A 20887-nucleotide genomic window follows, 5' to 3' on the forward strand; every position below is an offset into this window, starting at 1 on the left:
TCCTCCATCGGCCTACGCCTGAAGACATGGTCAGCCGGGCGTCAGGCGCGGTGCCGGAAAAGGATGCCGGCACTGGGGCGGGCGGCGGGTCTGGCCAATGCCATCCAATGGACAAGGAATAGCAGATTTAGCGCCGATAACCAATCATCATGGGGCCATGCCGATGCGCGGGCGAAGGCGTTCGTCAATGCCTCCAAAGGGACATCGGCCCTTGCCCTGAATCGCTGGCGGATCAGCATGTTGCGCAGATGCCGGGCGCGGGCCGCCGGGTTAGGATGGCGCCGCCGCTGACCGTTCGGGGAGGCGGCGGCATCGCGCCATCCCCCCATGGCGCGATTTCCGGGTCCGGCTGCCCCGACCATTTGCCCATGACGGTTACAGCCGGACCCAATATGCGCCAGCCCGCAGCGCCGGGGCGCTGCGGGCCGGTCCCGGTCAGGCGAAGGATGCCTGGGTGATCGCCGCCGCATCCACATTGGCCAACCGCGCCAATATGTCGCCGCTGCCGCCGTCGATGATCAGGCTTTCGCTGCTGCCGCCGCCATTGGCCGTGGGGTCACCCTGCACGATCTGGAGGCTGGCGAAGGTCATGCTGTCGGGCAGCCGCAGATGATCGACCCCGGCCTGGAAATCGGTGATCAGGTCGGCCACCGACAGCGTCTGGCCATGGGGCGCTTCCAGGATGAACAGGTCGGCTCCGGCCCCGCCGGTCAGCGTGTCGGTGCCCGCGCCGCCGTCCAGCAGGTCATTGCCGTCCAGCCCGTTCAGCACGTCATTGCCGACATCGCCCAGCAACAGGTCGTTCCCCGCCGTGCCGGTCAGGTGCAGGTCGGCGCTGATCGCCACGCCATTGGCGTCGAAGGTCTGGACGAACACGCCTTCGGGCACGTCCACCGGCTCCCGCACGCTGATCGTGCCGGTGATGGTGGACCCGGCGGTGAGGCCGCCGACGATCAGGATCGCCTGATAGTCATGCCCCGCCAACTGGTCGAGCAGCGCCTGCGGCACATGATAGAGGCCGCTGGCGTCCGCCGTCAGCCCGCTGATATTGATCGCGCCCGTGGGCAGGGTGGTCGCATTGGCGATGCCGCTCAGGTCGATCGATGTCGCGCCGTTGGGCGTCACCTGCAGCAACAGCGTGGTCGGCGTACCGGCGATGGAGTCGATGTGGAACGTCTCGGCATGACCGGCGCCGGTCGCGATGACCCCGAAGCCGCCCGGCCCGACCTGAAGGCTGCTCGCCACATCATGCAGCCCTGCCGTGGGGTCATAGCGCTGATCCTCCAGCGCATAGGCATGGACGGTCGCATTCTGCCCGGTGGTGAGGCCGCTGACCGTCAGCGTCAGGCGGTTGTCCAGCGCGAACTGGTCGAGGATCGCCTGATCGATCTGGACGGTGCCGTCCACAACGGTCAGGGCGATCGTCTTCGACAATCCGTCATTGCCCTGGCCCACCAGCGCGAAGCTGGCATTGGCGGGGGCCGACCCGACATAGAGATCGACCGGCTGCCCGACGATCGCGGTGCTGGTGAGCTGGGGCGTGAAGACGATCTGGCGTCCGACCTCCTCGGGTTCCAGCACATAGCTGAGCGCATAGCCGCCATTGTCGAGCGCCTGAAGGTCGAAGGAAACGGCATCGCCGTCGGCGTCGCTGAGCTGCGAGGCGATGCCTTGCAGATGCACGACGCCGCCCGACTTGCTGCCGTCTGCGGCGAAGCGCTGCACCGCAAGCCCGTCGGCCTGATCGTCGCCGTCCACATCGACCACCCAACTGACGGCAAAGCCCCCGCCGGTCAGCGGCGTGACGCGCAGCGGATTATCCTCGTCATCGCCCGAAATCCGGCTGTCCGGGCCGTCCAGCCGCTGGCCGGTATCGACCCCCGCCACGCCATTGGCGTCGAAGGTCTGGACGAACAGCCCCTCGGGCAACAGATGCGGCGTGCGCGCGCTGACCGTGCCGGTGATGGTGGAACCGGCGGTCAGGCCCGCGACATTCAGCGACGCCTGATAATCATGCCCCGCCAACTGATCGAGCAATGCCTGCGGCACGGCATAATTGCCGCCTGCATCCGCCGTCATATTGGTGATGACGATGATGCCGCTGGCCAGCCGGGTCGCGTTGGCGATGCCCGTCAGGTCGATGAAGGCGCCGCCGCTGGGCGTCAGCAGCAAGGTGACGCCGCTCGCCGGGCCGGAGCTGCTGTCGATATGGAAGGCTTCGGCATTGCTGCCCGGCAGCACGATCGTGCCCACGCCGTTTCCTGCGACCTGCCGGCTGACGCTGACCTGTTGCAGCACCGCCGCCGGATCATATTGCTGCACTTCCTCGGCATAGATGCTGGCGCTGACGGTCTGCCCGCTCGTCAGGCCAGAGACCGTCAGCGACAGGCGATGGTCGATGGAAAATTGATCGAGGATCGCCTGCGTGATCGCGATCTCTCCGTCGACGACAGTCACCGCCACCGACTTGGCCAGCCCGTCCATGCCAAGGCCGGTCAGGGCGAAGCTGGCGTTGGCGGGCGCGTTGCTCAGATAGATGTTCGTGGGCTCACCGATGATCGGCACGCCGGTCAGCGACGGGCTGAAGGTCACGGACTGCCCCACCTCCGGCCGGGCCAGCGAATAGGCCAGCACATAGCCGCCATCGTCCAGCGCCTGCAGGTCGAAGGCGACATCCTCATCCGCGGCATAGTCGATCAATTGCTGCGCGATGCCTTGCAACAGCACGACGCCGCCGACCTTGCTGCCGTCGGCGGCGAAGCGCTGCACCGCAAAGCCGTCGCCCTGATCGTCATGATCGGCGTCGACCACCCAGTTGACGACGAAGCCGCCGCCCGAAACCGGCGTGACGCGCACGCCATTATCCTCATCATCGCTGTAGAAGCGCGATTCCGCGCCATCCAGCCGCGCGCTTTCGTTGACCGACTGGCCCTGCGCGTCGAAGGTCTGGACGAACACGCCTTCGGGCACGGCAACCGGCTCGCGCACGTCGATCGTGCCGGTGATGGTGGACCCGTTGGTCAGCCCGCCGACGATCAATATCGCCTGATAATCATGGCCGGCGAGCTGATCGAGCAGCGCCTGCGGCATATGATAGATGCCGTTCGCATCGGCGGTGAGGTTGTTGATCTGGATCGCGCCATTGGGCAATTGGGTGACGCTGGTCACGCCGCTCAGGTCGATCAGCGATCCGCCATTGGGGGTGATCTGCATGTTGACGAAGGTTGGCGTGCCGACGACGGCGTCGATATGGAAGCCTTCAGGATGGCCCGTGGGCGTGGCGAGCACGCCGACGCCGTTGGTCACCGCGCGGCTGACGCTGATCTGCTCCAGCGCCGCCGCCGGATCATAATGCCAATCCTCCAGCGCATTGATGACGACATTGGCGGTCTGCCCGGTGGTGAGGCCGCCGACCGTCAGGGTCAGGCGGTTGTCGATCGCGAACTGGTCGAGCATCGCCTGCGTGACCTCTACGCGTCCATTGACCGGGGTCAGCGTGACCGTCCTGGCCTGTCCGTCCGTGCCCAGCCCGGCCAGCGCGAAAACCGCGTTGGCGGGGGCCGCCTGGATGAAGATATCGGTCGGCACGCCGACAAGGATGGTCCCGGTCGATTGCGGGTTGAAAGCCGCCGGCCGGCCCACATCCTCCAGTGCCAGCGAATAGGTCAGCGCATAGCCGCCATTGGCCAGCGCCTGCACGTCGAAGGCCTGCTCGTCACTTTCGCTGTCGATCAGTTGCTGGGAAATCCCCCGCAACAGGATGATGCCGCCATCCTTGCTGCCGTCGGCGGCGAAGCGCTGGATGGCGAGGCCATCGACATCGCCGTCGCCATTGGTATCGACCGTCCAGTTGACCGCAAAGCCGCCGCCCGGCAGCGCGGTCAGGCGCAGCGCATTTTCCTCGTCATCGGCTTCGATGCGGGCGCCGACGCCGTCGATGCGCGTGCTCGGGTCGACGATGGTTTCCGTCGTGTAGAAATAATGGCCGGTCGGGGAGGGCGCGCTGCTGTTGCCCGCCGCATCGGTCGCCACCGCCGAATAGCGCACCGTGCCTTCGCCCAGTTGCGCGATCTCCGCAGCGGACAGCGCCACGGAAAAGGCCGTGCCCGTCACCACCGCCTGCTTGACCAGCGTCTGCGCGCCGTTGGTGAGGGTCAGCGTCACATTGCTCCCCGCCTCGACCGTGCCGGTGATGCTGGTGCCGTTTGCCGCTTCGCCGCCGGTCAGCAGCGGTCCTTCCGTTGCCGCCAGCGTAGTTGGCGCTGCGGGGGGCGTGGTGTCGAGCGTCACCGCGGCAGGCAGAGACACAGCGCCCGCGAGGCCAGCCGCCGATACGAAGCCCACCGTGATCGACTTGGCGCCGTCCGCGCCCAGATCGCTCGCCGCCAATGCAATGCTGACGGTGCCGCTGGCAATATCTCCGGCACTGAGGGTAACCGCCTTGACCTCCGTGCCGCCGATCATCAGGCGCAGCGTATCGCCCGCCGCCACGCCGCTGCCGGAGCCGAGGCCTACCGACACGACTACGCCGTCCGCCGCTTCCGCCGCCGAAATGCGCGCGCCGTCGTCCACCATCGGCCGGTCGGGCGCACCCAGGGCGCCTGCCGTCGGCGTGGTGGGCACGATCACCTGCACCTGGGTCGAGGCGTCATCGATCTTCTCCGCCAGCGCTGCGCCCTGATAGGCGGTGCTGTTGAGAGCAGCGCCGCCGCCGACCGCCGTGCTCACTTCGCCCGCCAAAGTTTCCTGCGCCACGATCTGGGAGGTGGCGACCGCCGTCAGCGTGTCGACCGCACTGCTGCCGCTGGCCTGCGCGATGCTGAGATTGACGCTCGCGAGCGAACTGCTGATCGCGGCGGCCTGCGCTGTGATGCCGGTCCCGCTTGCCGCCGCGACGGCCTGCACGATCTGGCCGATGGCCGCGCTGCTCGTCAGGTCGACGCTGCCGCCCGCGACCTGGCTTGCAATGGCGGTGACGGCGGCGTCCAGCCCCGTCTGCGCGCCGCTGCCCGCCGCCTCGCTGGCGCTGGCCATGACCGACAGGATGTTGGCGACCTGGATCGCCGCCTTCTGCACCGCCACCGCATTGGCGAGCGCGGCGATGTCGGTCGATGCCGCCACGACGGCGATCGGATCATAGCTGCCAAGGTTCAGCGCGGCGTCCAGGCCCAGCGCCGCCTTTACCTGCGCTTCGGCATTGGCGATCTGCGTGGCATTCGCACCCGCGCCCGCCAGCGCGGCAACGATGGTGGTCAGCGGCGTGACGACGCTCGACCCGTCCGGCGCGCTCAATTGGCCGGTAAAGGCGATGCCGGTCGAAATATCGCGCGACAAATTGGTGCCGTCACCCGCGATCAGCGGCGTCAGCACGATCTGGCCGGTGCCGAACAGGCCGCTGAAATTGCCCTGTGCGTCGGTCGTGGTGTGATATTCAGCGGTGAACTGGCCGTCGCCATTGGCGTCGACAAAGGCCTCGCCCGCGTCGCGCACGCCATTATTGTTGCCGTCGGTGAAGCTCTCATGGTCCCAGACGCCGTCGCCATCGGCATCGCGGAACACCAGCGCGTTTGCGATATAGCCGTCAATGGCCGCACCGCTCGCGCCCGGATCGAAAGCGACGTTCAACGAAGCGGCCCCGCTCGCATTGCCCGCCACATCGGTAAAGGCACCGCCCGCGACCGAGATGGCGACCGCGCCCGTCGGCGTCAGCGTCGCCGTATAGACATTGGCGTTGCTGGGGGAAACGGCGAGATTGCTCAAAGTCCCGCCCGAAACGCTGATGTCGCTCGCGTCGAACCCGGCGGGCGTTTCGCTGAAGCTGAAGGTCACCGTCGCCGTCTGCCCCGCCACCAAGGCGGCAGGTACGGCACTGATCGCCACCGCCGGCGCGGTCGTATCGACCGTGATCGCCAGAGCGGAGGACGCCGTCCCCACATTCCCGGCCGCATCGGTCGCCGTCGCGGTTATGCTGTGCGCTCCTTCGCCCAGCGACACATCGATGCTGAATGCGCCGCCGCTGCCCGCAGTCGCCGTGCCGAGCACTGTGCTGCCGTCCCGCAGCGTCACCGTGGCCCCGGCCTCCGCCGTGCCGGTGATGGTGAGCGCGCTGGTCTGTTTGGTGATCCGGTCGCTGCTGGAGCTGCCGCTATCGTCCGCCGCCGCCAGCGCCAGGCCGGTGGGCGCGACAGGCGCGGTCGTGTCCTTGGCCTTGCCGCCGCCGCCGCCCGCCGCAGCGGCAATGCCGCCGACCGCCGCCAGACCGCCCAGCACGCCGAAGATCAGCCCGTTGCCGCCGCCTGCGCCTTCACTGGCCGCAGGAGCGGAAGGCGCTGCCTCCGCCGGAGCCGCCGCAGCATCCTGCGCCGCGCCCGCCGCCTCGCTGATCCCGTTCCCGGCCTCGGCAAAGGCGGCATCGGGCACCTGCACCGTCACTTCGCCGCCGTGCCGCACATAATGGGCGCCGTTGACCGCCTTGCCGGTGGCTTCATCGATGATGGCAACAAGGGCGTCCTTGTCCGCGGTCAGCACATTCGCGCCCTTGCCCAGGGCGATCGTGCGGACCAGCTTTCCGCCCTTGGTCGAAATCTTCGCTACGATCTTCATTGCGGAACTCCCCTGTTACATATTGTCCGTGAATGGTTTTCAGCGTTCCCGGAACGCTTCCTCGATCTTCAGCACCGGCCGCAGGAAATAGTCCCACACCGTCCGCTGCCCGGTCAGTATCTCGACCGTGCCGGTCATGCCCGGAATGATGGGCAGCGGCCTGCCGTCATGGACCAGCGAGGATTGCCCGGTGCTGATCAGCACGCGGTAAAAGGCTTCCTCATTGGGCTTGCGGTCCTCGCGCAGCGTGTCGGGGCTGATCGTCTCGACCCTGCCCTTCAGCGACCCGTAGACCAGGTAATTATAGGCGGCGAGCTTCACCGTCGCGTCCTGCCCCGGCCGGATGAACGCGACGTCGGACGGTCTGATCTTCGCCTCCACCAGCAGCACGTCGCGGAACGGCACGATCTCCAGCATCGCCGCGCCCGGCTGCACCACGCCGCCGATCGTCGTCACCTGCACATTCTTGACCGTGCCCCGCACCGGCGCGCGCAGCACCGTGCGGTTCAGCGCGTCGCGCCGCCCGGTCACGACCTCCGAAACCTGTGACAGCTCGCTCTCCACCTTGGACAGTTCCGTCCCCGCGTCGGCGCGGTAACGGTTGGTGCGATCGCTGATCTGCATCTGCGCATCGTTGATCTGGCGGCGCAGGCGCAGCACGTCGACCTCCGGCACCAGCCCCCGCGCGGCCATGGGCGCGGTAATCCCCAATTCCCGCCGCATCAGCGCGATCGATCCGGACAGCGCCGCCGTCGACTGATCCACCGCCGCCCGGCGGACCCGGTACGTCTCCGTCTCATAGCGGATCAGGTCGGCATCCCCGGATATCTCCTGCGGGAAGGAGAGCGACAACCCGCTCGCCTCCGCCCGCAACCGGGCCGCCGAAGCCAGCAGGGACCGCCGCCGCCGTTCCATCTCGTTGAAGGAGGATTCCGCCCGCGTCGGATCGATCACGATCAGCGGCTGGCCCGCTTCCACCAGATCGCCCTCATGCACCTTGAGCGCGGAGACGATGCCGCCCTCCAGGCTCTGGATCGTCTGCACCTTGCCCGACGGCACGATCTGCGCCGCGCCGGTGGTCACTTCCTCCAGCACGGCGAAGCGCGCCCAGACCAGCAGCGCCGCCAGCAAAGCCAGCAGCAACAGGGAAAAGACCAGCCAGCCCGGATGCCGGTCCCGCACCTCAGCCACGGCCAGCGGCGAACGCAGGGCAGAGAGCATCGTCATGCCGCCGACCTCACCTTGCCCTCGGACAGCGCTTGCAGCACCGCGTCGCGGGGTCCGTCGGCAATGACCCGTCCGGCATCCATGATGATCACCCGGTCGACCAGCGGCAGGATAGAATTTTTGTGCGTCACGATCACATAGCCTGCCCCGCGCTCGCCCAAGGCGGCGATGCTGCGCAGCACCTCCGCCTCCGATTGCTGATCCATGGCGGAGGTCGGCTCGTCGAACAGAAAGACAGCCGCCTCCGCCATGAGCGAGCGCGCGACCGCCACGGTCTGGCGTTGGCCGCCCGACAGCGTATCGCCGCGCTCACCGACCCCCCGGTCGAACCCCAGTGGATGCGCGCCCGCCAGCGCCATCACCCCGGTCGCCTCCGCCACCTGCAACAGCCGCTGGTCGCTCGCCTGCGGCGCCCCCACCAGCAGATTGTCGCGCAACGTCCCGTGGAACAGCCGCGCATCCTGCCCGACCAGCAGCAGGGTAGAGCGAATATCGGCAGGCTCGATGGCGGTCATGTCGACGCCGTCGAGAAAGACCTGCCCCTCCTGCGGCCGGTAGAGCGCCGCCAGCATCCGCAGCAGGGTCGACTTACCGCTGCCGATCCGCCCGAGGATCGCGACTTTCTCGCCGCGCTTGATGCTCAACGACACGTCGTTCAACGCCGGTTGCGCGCCCTGCTCATAGGAAAAGCTAACATGGCGCAGCTCCACATCGCCGCGCCACGCATCGCTGGACAGCAAATGGCGGCTGGGATCGCGGTCCAGCGGCAGGGCCATGATCTGGTTCAGGCTCGCCAAGGCCGACCGCACCTGTTGAAACCGCACCGCCAGCGAGGAAAGCGTCACCAGCGGCGCCAGCGACCGGCTGGAAAGCTGCACGCAGGCCACCAGCGCGCCCGCCGTGGTCTGGCCGATGCTCGCCAGATAGACGCCCCAGGCGAGCAGGACCGCCGAGCCGATCTGCTGCACGGCAATGGTGATGTTGAGCGCCAGATTGGACCAGCGCTGGCTGGCCAGCGCCCGGTCCGCGATGAAGCCGCTGGAAATCTCATGCCGCCGCCGCATCCGCCCTTCGGCGCGCAGGGCTTTCAGCGTCTCCAGCCCTTCCAGGCTCTCGATCACCGTGCCGTGCCGCACCGCCGCCTCGCGCAGATTCTCGCGCGCCAGCTTCGCCATCGGAATCTGCACCAGCAGCGACAGGGCGAGCACGATGAGGAAGGCCAGCAACGGCACCGCGACCAAAGCCCCGCCGATCATCGCGCAAACGGTCAGGAACAGCAGCGCGAAAGGCAAATCGGCAATGGTCGTCAACGTCGCGCTGGTCACGAAGCCGCGAACGGATTCGAACTCCTTCAGCACATTGGCGAAGGCGCCGGAGGATTGCGCCCGCGCCTCCAGCCGCGTCGCCAGCACCCGCGAAAACACGGCGTCGCCCAATATCAGGTCGATCTTCTTGCCCGCCGCGTCCAGCGCGTGGCTGCGGATGGTACGCGACACGAACTCGAACAGGCAGGCGATCGCGACCCCCGCCAGCAACGACCATAGCGTCACGAAGGCGAGGTTTGGCAGGATGCGGTCATAGACCGTCATCATGAAGATGATCCCGGCGAGCGAGAGCAGGTTGATCACCGCCGACAGCGCCGCCGCCTCGTAAAAATAGCGGCGATGCCGCCACAGCACCGGCCAGAACCAGCCGCTGCCCTGCGCCGCCACCAGATCGTCGGCGCGTCCGTCCACAGCGGTCGGCGGCGCAAAGGCGATGCACCGCTTCACCTCATCCACGCCGATGCCGACCCCCGCCGCGTCGATCAGCACATCGCCGTCCCGCCGGACCGCCACCAGCACCAGCCCATCGGCCAGCAAGGCGACCACCGGCAGCAGATCGTCGGTCACCGCCCGCGCCCCGATGGCGCTGGCGCGGATGCCCAGTTCGGCAAGGCTGCGCAGCATGTCCTCGGGATCGCCGCTGGTCCCGATCGCGGCGCGCAGCACCGCCGCGCTCACCCCATGCCCGCGCAAGTCCAGGCAGCGGGCCAGCGCATCGGCCAGGGAAGTCACGGCCACCAACTCCGTCATGGCCTTGCCCCCGGCCCGATCATTGGCCCCCCGACGACCGCCGGATAGATGCGCCCCAGCACGCCCATCAGTTGATATTGCGTCTGCGCAATATCGAAGCGTTCGTTCACCAATTGGGCGCGCACATTGAACCGCTCCAGCTCATAACCCAGCAGGTCGAGAATGGTCCGCCGCCCCAGCCGAAACTGTTCGAACACGATATTACGCGCATCATCCGCCCGCGCGATCAGCCCCGCGAGCGAAGGTAGCCGCGCCCGCCGCTGCGCCTGGAATGTCCAGAGCCGCCGCACCTGCGCGCCCAGAGAAGTCCGGGCCAGCGTCGCGCTGGACTCCGCCGACTCCAGTTCCGCCCTGGCCGCTTCATGCCGCGCCCGCCCGCCGCCGCTGTCGAAGGGCAGGGCGCTGGCGCGTAACCGCACCGCAAAGCCGTTGAACAGCCGCGTGTCGCCTTCCACCGTCCGCTCGGACGTGCGCGCGCCCTCCAGCGCCAATTGCGGCAACCACCAGTTGCGCGTGCCCTTTACCGCCTCGGCATTTTCCGCGACCTCGATATCGGCGCTGCGCACGGCGGGACTGCCTGCCGCCATCGCCTCGCCATTTTCCGCCGTTTCAGGCAGGGCTCCGGCGATGTCCGGCACGCTTCCCTGCGGTTCGACCGGCAAAGCGGACACTTCGCGAATGCGCCCCCGCGCCTCGGCCAGCGTGATCTCCCGCGTCTGGAGCGCGGTGCGTGCTTGCTCCAGCCGCGATTCCACCATCACCACATCGGAAGCACGGCCCCGGTCGAAGCTCGCAATCTCCACCACCAGCCGGTCCAGCGCCTCCAGCGCCGCCACTTGCTGCGTGCCGATGTCGATCAGTTCCGCTGCCCGCGCATGGTCGATCCAGGCGGCGGCGAGCTGTTGCGACAGATCCGCCAGCGCCGCCTGCTCCTGCACTCCCAGCAGGTCGACCCGCAACCGCCGCCGCCGGATTTCCGCCGGAGTGCGTCCGCCGTCATAGACAAGCTGGCTGACCTTTGCTTCCGGCAACAGGGCGAAACCGGACGACCGGCTGCTATTGCCGTCATCCCATCCCAGATCGGTTTCCACCCCGAATTGCGGGCGGTAGCTGGATTTCGCCGCGCGCACATCGGCGCGCCCGGCGCGGGTCAATTGCTGCGCGGCGACGATCCTGGGATGCGCGGCGGCGACACGCTCAAGCACCTGTTCGAACGTTTCGGCCCTTGCCGGAGCCGACAAGATCGACGCGCCCAGCAACAGACCCCGCCACCAACGACCGGAAACCAACAGCGAAATTCCCCCAACAGACTCGCCGCTGGACTAAAGAGCCTTGGCTTTTCGCACATCACCCATATGCGGTATGGCCCGGTAAAAGCGGGGGGTATCGGACTTTCCTGTCCTGCTCCGGGACTTTCCGTCGAGGCGAGACTGGCGCTTAATATTGTAGGGCGCATGTCGGCCCGGACATTTCCGTGCTCCTGCGCAGGCAGGAGCCCAGGCCTGCCGTCTGAACTGGGCTCCTGCCTGCGCAGGAGCACGTATTGCTTAACGGCTACACGATCTAGTCGGGAATCCGCCCTAATCCGCCCGGAAATGCACCTGATTGGCCTTGATCACCGCCTGTGTCCGGCTGAGCACGCCCAGTTTCTGGAGGATGGCGGACACATGCGCCTTGATGGTCGTCATCGACACGCCCAGATCATGCGCGATCTGCTTGTTGAGCCGCCCGCGCACCAGATGCGCCAGCACCGTCTTCTGCTGCGGCGTCAGGCTGTCGATCCGGCGGCTGATCTCATCCTCCTCCGCCGTTGGCGCGACGCTCTCGCCCATGGCTTCGGGCAGGTAGATTTCGCCCGACACCACGCGATGCAGCGCATCCACGATGGCGCTGCGCTTCAACGACTTGGGAATGAAGCCCGCCGCGCCCGCGGCCAGCGCCTCCTGTACGATAGCGCGGTCGAAGGCGCCTGAAACCATCACCACGGGAAGGATCGGGAAACGATCCCGCAGCAGTTTCAGGCCATCAAGGCGGCGGACATCGGGAATGTTGAGGTCGAGGAGGATCAGGTCGAAATTGTCCTGCTTTTCCAGTGTGGCGACGGCTTCGTCGAGCGTCGCCGCCTCGAAAATCTCGATATTGTCGAAGCTGATCGCGATGACGCTGCGCAGCCCGTCGCGCACAAGGGGGTGATCGTCGACGATCAGCACGCGTTCCATGATCGGCTCATCGCTCATTATGTGGCCCACCCCTCGGCCCGGATAATCGGACAAGTCATGGGATGAGGCAAGCCGCATCGCGCCGGGCGGAAGTGCCGCAACATTCTGCACATGATTGCCGCGTCCCATGACGATCATCTTACTATCCTTTACTTAGGCAGCTTGAACACCCAGAGCGAACCGCCCTGATTGATGTCCTTGAAGCTCTTGGCGACCTCGCCGCCCCACAGCGGCACCGCGCCGCCCCAGCCGGACATGACGGCGACATATTGCTCGCCATCCTGTTCCCAGGTCACGGGGCTGCCCACCACGCCGGAGCCGGTCTGGAACTTCCACAATTCCTGCCCGGTCTTGGCGTCGAAGGCCTTCAGATAGCCCTCCGGCGTGCCGGTGAAGACGAGATTGCCCGCCGTCGACAGCACACCGCCCCAGAGCGGCGCCTTGTTCTTATATTCCCAGACGATCTTGCCGGTCTTGGGGTCCATGGCGCGCAGCGCGCCGATATGATCCTGCGCAATCGGCTTGATGGTGAAGCCCGCGCCCAGATAGGCCGCGCCCTTCTTGTAGGCGATCGGCTCGTTCCAGATGTCCATGCCCCAGTCGTTGCTGGGCACGTAGAACAGGCCGGTGTCCTGGCTGTAGGCCATGGGCATCCAGTTCTTGCCGCCAAGGAAACTTGGGGAAGCGAAGACCGGCTTTCCCTTTTCCGTGGTCGGCGCGCCGGGGCGGCCAGCCTCGATCGTGTTGGGCTTGCCGCCCTTGTCGTAACCATTGGCCCAGGTCGTCTGCATGACGAACTTGTTGGCGCTGATGAACTTGCCGTTGGTGCGGTCGAGCACGAAGAAATAGCCGTTGCGGTCGGCCTTTGCGCCGAGTTTCATCGGCTTGCCGTTGATCGTCGCGTCGAAGGGAATGAACTCGTTCACGCCATCGAAGTCCCAGCCGTCATGCGGCGTGGTCTGATAATGCCATTTGATGACGCCGGTGTCGGGATCGATGGCAAGGGTCGAACTGGTGTAGAGATTGTTGCCGGGGCGCAAATGGCTGTTCCAGGGCGCCGGGTTGCCGGTCCCGAAGAAGAGCAGGTTGGTTTCCGGGTCGTATGTGCCGCCCAGCCAGGTCGCGCCGCCGCCGGTCTTCCACAGGTCGCCGGTCCAGCTTGCGTTGGTCTTGCCGGTGATGCCGTTATCCTTGCCGCCGAGCGTGCCCATATGACCCTCGATCGTCGGGCGGCGCCAGACCAGTTCGCCGGTGTTGACGTCGCGCGCTTCCACCGCGCCGACAATGCCGAACTCGCCGCCGGAGTTGCCGTAGATCACCTTGCCCTTCACCACCATCGGCGCGGCGGTGGCGGAATAGCCGGCCTGATAGTCAGCGGTCTGCTTGTTCCAGATGACCTTGCCGGTGTGGCGGTTCAATGCCACCATATGCGCGTCGAGCGTGGCGAAGATGATCTTGTCGCCATAGATCGCCGCGCCGCGGTTCACCACGTCGCAGCAGGGCATGATCGCTTCGGGCAGGCGGGCGTCATATTGCCACTTTTCCTCGCCGGTGCGCGCGTCGAAGGCGAAGACGCGCGAATAGCTGCCGGTGACGTAGATGGTGCCGTCATAGACGATGGGCTGCGCTTCCTGCCCGCGCTGCTTTTCGCCGCCCAGCGAGGAAGCGAAGGCGGGGACGAGTTTCGACACGTTGGAGGCGTTGATGGCCTTCAAGGGGCTGAAGCGCTGCGCCTGCGGACCCATGCCATAGGTCAGGACATCGCCGGGCGTGGCCGCGTCGTTCATCAGGTCCGCATCGGTCGGCCCTTCGGCCAGAAGCGGCGCGGCGGCGATCGCCAGCGTCAATATTGCGGCGCCGGACAGGCCACGCATCATATGTCCTCTCATTCCATCCTCCCTCTGTTGTGGAGCGTTGGACACGCCCCCGACATCATCAGATTATTGCACCCATTGTGCGCAGCAATTGGACCTTGGGTCGGTCTTTTTTCTTGGCTCCCTCCCCTGAATGGGAGGGGAAGAGCAGGTTTCATCCCGCCGCCAGCGCGGGCGTCCACTCGACCCCATAAGGCGCGAACAGCGCCTTCATCTCGCCGCTCGCGGCCATGGTGGAGACGATCTCCTCCACCGCGTCGCCCAAAGTGCGGCTATTCTCCTTGACCGCCATGCCGATGTCCCAGCCGGGCGAGGTGAAGGCGGGCAGCGGCCCCTTGCGTACCGTCAGCTTTGTCGCCTCCCGGTGCAGTCCTTCCTCGATCTGCGCCCGGCTGGCGAGCACTGCATCGGCCTTGCCCGCCGCCACCGCCGTCACCGCGTCGGAGCCGCTGGGATAGTGCGCCACATCCTTCGCCAATATCCCGCCGAAGGAGCCGATCAGGTAGAAATCGGGAATGGAGTCCAGCTCCGCCGCGAGGCGATGGCCGCGCCATCCGGTCGGCGGCGCTTCCAGGTCGATGGCATTTTGCGTACCCGCAAAACGAAAGCTTTCGCGATAATAAGGCGCGACGATCGCCACCTGATCGTTGCGCGCGGCGAAGGTCCGGTCGAAGGGAATGTGCAGCATCAGGTCGCCGGGCGCGAAGCCGAGCAATCCGCCTTTCCACACGCCATGGCGCAGATCGTCGTCCACGCTCTCGTCGGCTACGAGTTCGGCCACATCGGCGCGCACGCCCAGCTTCGCGGCGAGGGCGTGGGCCAGATCGACGTCGAGGCCGACGAGCTTGCCGCCTTCCTCCCACGACCATGGGCGGTTGTCCTTATAGACCACCACCCGCAGCACACCGAGTTCCTTGACCTTGCCCAGCGGCGCAGCATGGGTCATCCCCGGCAGCAGCCCGAGCGCCACCGCCGCGCCCGCTCCGCCCAAAAGGCTTCGCCGGCTGATCATGCCGTCAGCCCTGGAACTTGGTTTCGAGCCAGGCGCGGATCGCCCAGCCGGCCTTCTGGCCCAGAACATCCCCGAACGGCGGCATATAGACTTTCCCATCGTGGCTGGAGCCGTGGCGGAAACGCTCCACAAACCACTGATCGCCGGACTCGCCTTGCTCAAGATAGCGCAGATCGGGGGCGATGCCGCCGCTTTCCGCGTCCAGCCCATGGCAGCGGGCGCAATTCTGGCCATAGGCCGACTGGCCGATCTCGATCGCCTTGGCATTGCCGCTATAGGGGTTTTTCGCAAGCCATTCCTCGCCGATTTCCGGCAGGGCGGATGTGTCGACGGCCTGCGGCGTCACATTGCCGTGCGCCATCAGGCCGGTTGCTGTGGTCGCGCCTAAGATAGCCATGGCGCCCAGCAGCGAAATGCGTCCCAGATTCATCTTCGAAATCCTCACCCGTAATTCCCCTGATTGGCTGCGAGTGTAGGCCGACGGGCTTTGCTCCCCTATTGGCCGTTGGTACAATCCCGCAGCCGCCGCTCGCCCGATAGAGGCTTGGGAGGAGAGCAGGATGGAGAGGAACATGAAGCGCATCCTATGGGCGGGGCTGATGCTGGTCCCGATGAACGCGCAGGCTGAGACGCTTTATGTCTCCAATGAGCGCGGCAACAGCGTCTCGGTGATCGACGCGGCGAGCGCGAAGCTGGTGGCGACCTGGCCGGTGGGCGGGCGGCCGCGCGGGATCACCGTGTCAAAGGACGGCAAATATATCTATCTCTGCGCGTCGACCGATCATGCGGTGCAGGTGATTGAGCGGGCGACGGGCAAGGTGGTGGCGGAACTGCCGTCCGGCGAAGATCCCGAGCAATTCTTCCTCTCGCGTGACGGCAAGACCCTGTTCGTCGCCAATGAGGATAATGCCGCGCTGACCGCGATCGATCTGGCGAGCCGGAGCGTCGCCTTTCAGGTCGATGTCGGCGGCGAGCCGGAGGGCGTGGCGCAAAGCCCGGACAGCCGATGGGTGGCCGTGACGTCGGAGGAAGACAATGTCGTCAACTGGATCGACGTGGCGAAAAGGGAGATGGTCGACGCGACGCCCCTCGACCTGCGCCCCCGCCATGTCGAATTCACCGCGGACGGTAAACAGCTTTGGGTCGCGGCGGAGGTGGGCGGCACGGTGCAGATCATCGACACCGCCTCGCGCAAGGTGGCGGAGACGTTGCACTTCGCCATTCCGGGCGTGGCGGAGCATCGCATCCTGCCCTGCGGCATCCGCTTCACGCCCGATGGCAGGACGGCGGTGATCGCGCTGGGACGGGCGGATCATGTCGCGCTGGTCGACGTGGCGAGCCGAAAGGTGCGGGCCTATGTGCCGGTGGGCAAGCGGGTGTGGCACGTCGCGGTGAGCGGCGACGGCGCGCATGCCTATGCCGCCAATGGTCTTTCGGACAATGTGAGCGTGATCGACCTGGCCAATGCCAGGGTGACGGGAACGATCCCGGTCGGCGCCGCGCCCTGGGGGATCGTGGTAGTTCCTTGATATTCCCCTCCCGCAAGCGGGAGGAGTTAGGGGAGGGCGTGAGCGCAGCGAGCTTCTGAGCCATCCGTGAGGCCGGAACGCCGCTGGCGCGGCGGCCCACCCCCGACCCCTCCCGTAAACGGGAGGGGAGAACAAACGCCTCGCTTCCTTCCAACTCCCTCCTCCCAAGGGAGGAAGCCCTAAGTCCAATTTCCAGTATGAGGCTGTCCGCCCCACTCTTCCCTTCGCCGGGGGCTTTGACCGGCACATAAGAGGGAGGATGTTATGAAAAGGACGCTGCTCCTCGCGAGCGCGGCCATGGGGCTGCTTTGCGCGACTGCTACGCCAGCCATGGCGGGAACGACGGCCGATCTGCTGAAGCGGCTGCATGAAAAGGGTATTCTCTCCGACGATGAATATCAGGAACTGCTGAAGAATGAGAGCGCAGAGGCGGCGGCAGCCCCTGCGGCGCCTCCGGTAACGCCCGATGCGTCAGGCGGCGGGCGGACCGTTCGCATGACCGATAGTGGCGTGGGCTTCGAAATGGGCGGCGTGACGCTGAAATTTTCCGGCTCGGTCAACGGCTTCTACGTCCATGACAATGGCGAGGCGCCCAGCGCCACCAACAGCGTCGTGGGCGGCGTGGCGACCGTGGGCAGCAACAGTTCGGCCATACGCAACGGCTTGCTCCCCGGCTTCCTGAAGGTGGAGGTCACGACCAACCAGGGCGGCTGGGACGTGGGCGCGCATTTCGGCATGTATCCGGGCATCAACTCCGTCAGCTATTCGGGCGGCGGCGCGAACAGCCCCGGCAATCCGCGCGGGCTTCAGACGGCGGGCATCGATTTCCGCCAGACCTATCTGACCTTTGGCCGCCCCGGCTTTGGCGAAGTGAAGATCGGCCGCGATATCGGCCTGTTCGCTTCGGAGCAGATATTGAACGACATCACCCTGTTGTCGTCGGGCACGCCGGCGGGCAATGTCGCGCCGTCGAACACCACGCTGGGGCGGATCGGCGTCGGTTATATCTATACCGACTTCCAGCCTCAGATCACCTATACCACGCCCAATTTCAGCGGCTTCACCGCCAGCATCGGCATCTTCGAGCCGCTCTCCTCGCTGACCGGGCCGGATGAGTCCAACAAGGAGCCGGGCTTCCAGGGCAAGCTGGTCTATGACGGCAAGTTCGGCGGCGTGGCGACGCGCCTCTGGGCCGCGGGCATCCGGCAGAAGCATAATGTGATCGCTGGCCCCGATTATACCGGCTGGGGCTGGGACGCGGGCGCGAAGGTGACGGTGGGGCCGCTGACGCTGGTCGGCACCTATTATGATGCCTCGGGCCTTGGCACGACGGCGCTCAACCTGTTCGATACCGATGGCCTGGGCAATAAGCGCGACAGCCATGGCTTCTATCTTCAAGGGCTGGCGAGCTTCGGAAAATTCTCTGTGGGCGGCAGCTATGGCGAGAGCAATCTCGACTATGCCAATGCCGCCGACGCGCTCGCCAATCCGACGCTGGTGGACAAGAATTCGAGCTGGGTCGGGCAGGTCCGCTATGGCCTGACGAGCTGGGTCACGCTGCTCAGCGAATATGTCCACACCAAGTCGGAAGCGCATAACGGCAATCAGGCGAGTTCCGACGCGATCGCGGCGGGGGCGATCCTGTTCTTCTAGGGTATGTGGGGATTCAGCCCAGGGTGAGGCGAAAATGGTGGATTTCGAGAACCGGCGCGCAGCGTACTTCAGTACGTGAGCACCGGAAGCGCAGAAATTCGGCATTTGCAGCCCGCCATGGGCTGAATCCTCACGCACCCTAAGCCGACCCAAGGACCAATGTCACGGGACGGGGCCGCATCCTACCAAGGGTGCGGCCCTTTTCATGGGCAGATAAAAAGGATCGGGGATGAGGAAAGGCCTGTGGCTGGCGGGCATGGCATGGGCGCTTCTGGCTGGACGGGCAGAGGCCGACACCGCCAATGCCGATGCGGAGCGGCAGGCGATCATCGTCACCGCGCCGGGCGGCGCGGTCGATGCCGATGATGCGCTGCGCCTGACCAGTGCCGACATCAACCGCGCCGGAACACCGGATCTGCTGGGCGCGCTCACCCGGTCCATCGCCGGCGTCACCTTGCAGGATGCGCAGGGCAATCCGTGGCAGCCCAATCTGGTCTATCGCGGCTTCACCGCCTCGCCGCTGCAGGGGCAGGCGCAGGGGCTGGCGGTCTATCTTGACGGTGCGCGCTTCAACCAGCCCTTTGGCGATACGGTCGCCTTCGACCTGCTGCCCGAGGCCGCCATCGGCAGCTTCACACTGTTCGACAGCAGCGCCGTCTATGGTCTCAACGCGCTGGGCGGTGCGATGGTGATCGACACCAAGACGGGGCTCAGCGATCCGGGGCTGGAGGCAAGCCTGACCGGCGGCCGCTTCGGCGCGCGGGAGGCAAGCGTGGCGGGCGGTTTCGGCAAGGGCGACTTTAGCGCGTTCGGCGCGTTCCAGTACCGTCATGAGAATGGCTGGCGCGACCATTCGCCGTCGACGCTGTATAATGGCTATGCCGATCTGGGCTTCGATACAGCGACGGGCGGGCTGCATCTGAAATGGGTCGGCGCGGATACCGACCTGACCGGCAATGGCGTTGCGCCGGTGGAACTGCTGGCGGCGGACCGAAGCGCGGTCTTCACCTGGCCGGACAATGCGAAGGCGCGCTATGGCCGGGTCAGCCTGCATCCCTGGGTAGCGTTGAGCGAGCGGACGCGGATCGAGGGCACGCTTTATGCCCAGCGGTTGAAGCTGCGCACGGTGAACGGCGATGCCGCCGATATCCAGGGGTGCGGGGATGGACTGCTTTGCCTGGAAACCGTCGATGGCGGGGAAGAGGCGCTGCTGACGGACGCGGGCGGCCACGCGATTGCCGATGTGCTGGGCGGCGAAGGCTATGGCGTGCTCAACCGTGGTCGGCTCGACAGCCGGGCGATGGGTGCCCTGGCGCAGATCATCGACGAGCGGCCTGTGCTTGGGGGCAGCAATCAGCTCGCCATCGGCATGAGCTATGACACGAGCCGCAGCCGCTTCGGCGCCTCGACCCTATTGGGCGCGCTGACCGAAGATCGCAGCGTTGAGGAGTGGGGGCCGGCCATCGTGCAGGAGGATGGCGCTATCGGGCCGGTCGGGCTGGTGGCTCGTGCCAGCTATTGGGGGGTGTTCGCGCAGGACCGGCTGCCCTTGACGGAGCGGCTCTCGGCGGAGATCGGGCTGCGCTATAATCACGCCGCGATCGTCATGCGCGACCGGATTGGCACGGCACTCAATGGCGACCATCGGTTCGAGCGGCTGAATCCCGGCGTGGAATTCGACTATACGCTGTCGGGAGGCCTGAGCCTTCGGGCGGGCTATGCGGAAAGCAATCGCGCGCCGACGCCCGCTGAACTCTCCTGCGCGGATGAGAATGCGCCGTGCAGCCTCGCCAATTTCTTCATCGCCGATCCGCCGCTGAGACAGGTCGTCGCCAAAAGCTGGGAGGCGGGCGCGAGCGGGCAGGGGCGGCTGGGTGGATTTCAGCTCGAATGGCTGCTGTCGGCCTATCGCGCGCGCAACCGCGACGACATTCAATATGTGGCGTCGGACATTCGTGGGCGGGCCTGGTTCCGCAACATCGGCGCGACCCGGCGGCAGGGCGTGGAGTTCAATCTGAAGGCGAAGCGGGGCGGCTTTTCCGGCGGCTTCAGCTATGCCTTCACCGATGCGACTTACCGGCATGAGCTGGCGCTTTCCAGTCCCGCCAATCCGGCGGCGGATGAAGCGGGGGTGATCTTCGTGCGGCCCGGCGACCGGCTGCCCGGCGTCCCGCGTCATAGCGCGGCGCTGTCGCTGGACTTTGTTGCGCGGGGATGGTCGATCGGCGGCGATGTGATTGCGCGGTCTGGGCAATATCTGGTGGGTGACGAGGGGAATGATCAGGCGCGGCTGAGGGGCTATGCGGTGGTCAATCTGCGCGCCGGGATCGACCTTGTGCCGGGGGTGACGCTGTTCGGGGAACTGCGCAATGCGTTGGACCGGAAATATGCGACCTTCGGGACGTTCAGCGACGTGGGGGAGGTGGTGATGGAAGAGGCGCCGGATGCGTCCGATCCACGCGCTTATGGGCCGGGTGCGCCGCGTCGCTGGTATGCGGGGGTGAAGGCGAAGTTTTGAGGGGAATGGTCTTTGGCCATTAGCTGCCATTGAGCGCATCCGTGTTCCTGCCTTCGCAGGAGCACGATGCGCTTCAAGGGAAACAGCGCGAAGCAGACCGTCCCCTATCCACCCATGCCTGCCTTCATCCAGCCGATCAGCCCTAGGACCAAAGGCCCATTGCGGCGATCCGCCGCG

11 protein-coding genes are annotated in these 20887 nt (G+C 66.3%); 3 read left to right on the forward strand and 8 right to left on the reverse strand.

Features of this window, described 5'->3' with window-relative positions; all coding sequences use genetic code 11:
• Window positions 1–435: 435 nt before the first annotated feature.
• From VVT58_RS18565 to pedF, 8 genes are all read right to left on the reverse strand, one after another.
• Entirely contained in the window at window positions 436–6603 is a 6168-nt protein-coding gene (locus tag VVT58_RS18565) for an Ig-like domain-containing protein (protein WP_327754525.1), read from the reverse strand.
• Between the two features lie 39 nt (window positions 6604–6642).
• Entirely contained in the window at window positions 6643–7830 is a 1188-nt protein-coding gene (locus VVT58_RS18570; RefSeq protein ID WP_327754524.1) for an HlyD family type I secretion periplasmic adaptor subunit, read from the reverse strand.
• Window positions 7827–9905 (reverse strand): type I secretion system permease/ATPase, encoded by a 2079-nt coding sequence (locus VVT58_RS18575; RefSeq protein WP_327754523.1) that lies wholly within the window; start codon window positions 9903–9905, stop codon window positions 7827–7829. The genes VVT58_RS18570 and VVT58_RS18575 overlap by 4 nt, the downstream gene beginning before the upstream one ends.
• Entirely contained in the window at window positions 9902–11194 is a 1293-nt protein-coding gene (locus VVT58_RS18580) for a TolC family protein (protein WP_327754522.1), read from the reverse strand. Before VVT58_RS18580 ends, VVT58_RS18575 begins: the two co-directional genes overlap by 4 nt.
• A 291-nt stretch (window positions 11195–11485) precedes the next feature.
• Window positions 11486–12262, reverse strand: a complete 777-nt coding sequence (locus VVT58_RS18585) for a response regulator transcription factor (RefSeq protein WP_066563608.1) — start codon at window positions 12260–12262, stop codon at window positions 11486–11488.
• 11 nt (window positions 12263–12273) lie between these two features.
• A complete protein-coding gene (locus VVT58_RS18590) occupies window positions 12274–14013 on the reverse strand; it encodes a methanol/ethanol family PQQ-dependent dehydrogenase (RefSeq protein WP_066563602.1) in 1740 nt (579 codons plus the stop codon).
• 139 nt (window positions 14014–14152) lie between these two features.
• Window positions 14153–15010: a transporter substrate-binding domain-containing protein gene (locus tag VVT58_RS18595; RefSeq protein WP_327754521.1), complete on the reverse strand. Its 858-nt coding sequence runs from the start codon at window positions 15008–15010 to the stop codon at window positions 14153–14155.
• 4 nt (window positions 15011–15014) lie between these two features.
• Window positions 15015–15440 (reverse strand): cytochrome c-550 PedF, encoded by a 426-nt coding sequence (pedF, locus tag VVT58_RS18600; protein ID WP_327754520.1) that lies wholly within the window; start codon window positions 15438–15440, stop codon window positions 15015–15017.
• 142 nt (window positions 15441–15582) lie between these two features.
• On the opposite strand from pedF, the gene VVT58_RS18605 reads away from it, so the two are divergent.
• The 3 genes from VVT58_RS18605 (at window position 15583) to VVT58_RS18615 (ending at window position 20710) form a co-directional block, all read left to right on the forward strand.
• Entirely contained in the window at window positions 15583–16539 is a 957-nt protein-coding gene (locus VVT58_RS18605) for a PQQ-dependent catabolism-associated beta-propeller protein (protein ID WP_327754519.1), read from the forward strand.
• A 264-nt stretch (window positions 16540–16803) separates the two neighbouring features.
• A complete protein-coding gene (locus VVT58_RS18610) occupies window positions 16804–18192 on the forward strand; it encodes a porin (protein ID WP_327754518.1) in 1389 nt (462 codons plus the stop codon).
• A gap of 229 nt (window positions 18193–18421) precedes the next feature.
• Window positions 18422–20710, forward strand: coding sequence for a TonB-dependent receptor domain-containing protein (locus tag VVT58_RS18615; RefSeq protein WP_327754517.1), 2289 nt, complete (start codon window positions 18422–18424; stop codon window positions 20708–20710).
• Window positions 20711–20887: the final 177 nt, after the last annotated feature.

The organism is Sphingobium sp. SJ10-10, from assembly GCF_036038995.2.
Classification (GTDB): domain Bacteria; phylum Pseudomonadota; class Alphaproteobacteria; order Sphingomonadales; family Sphingomonadaceae; genus Sphingobium.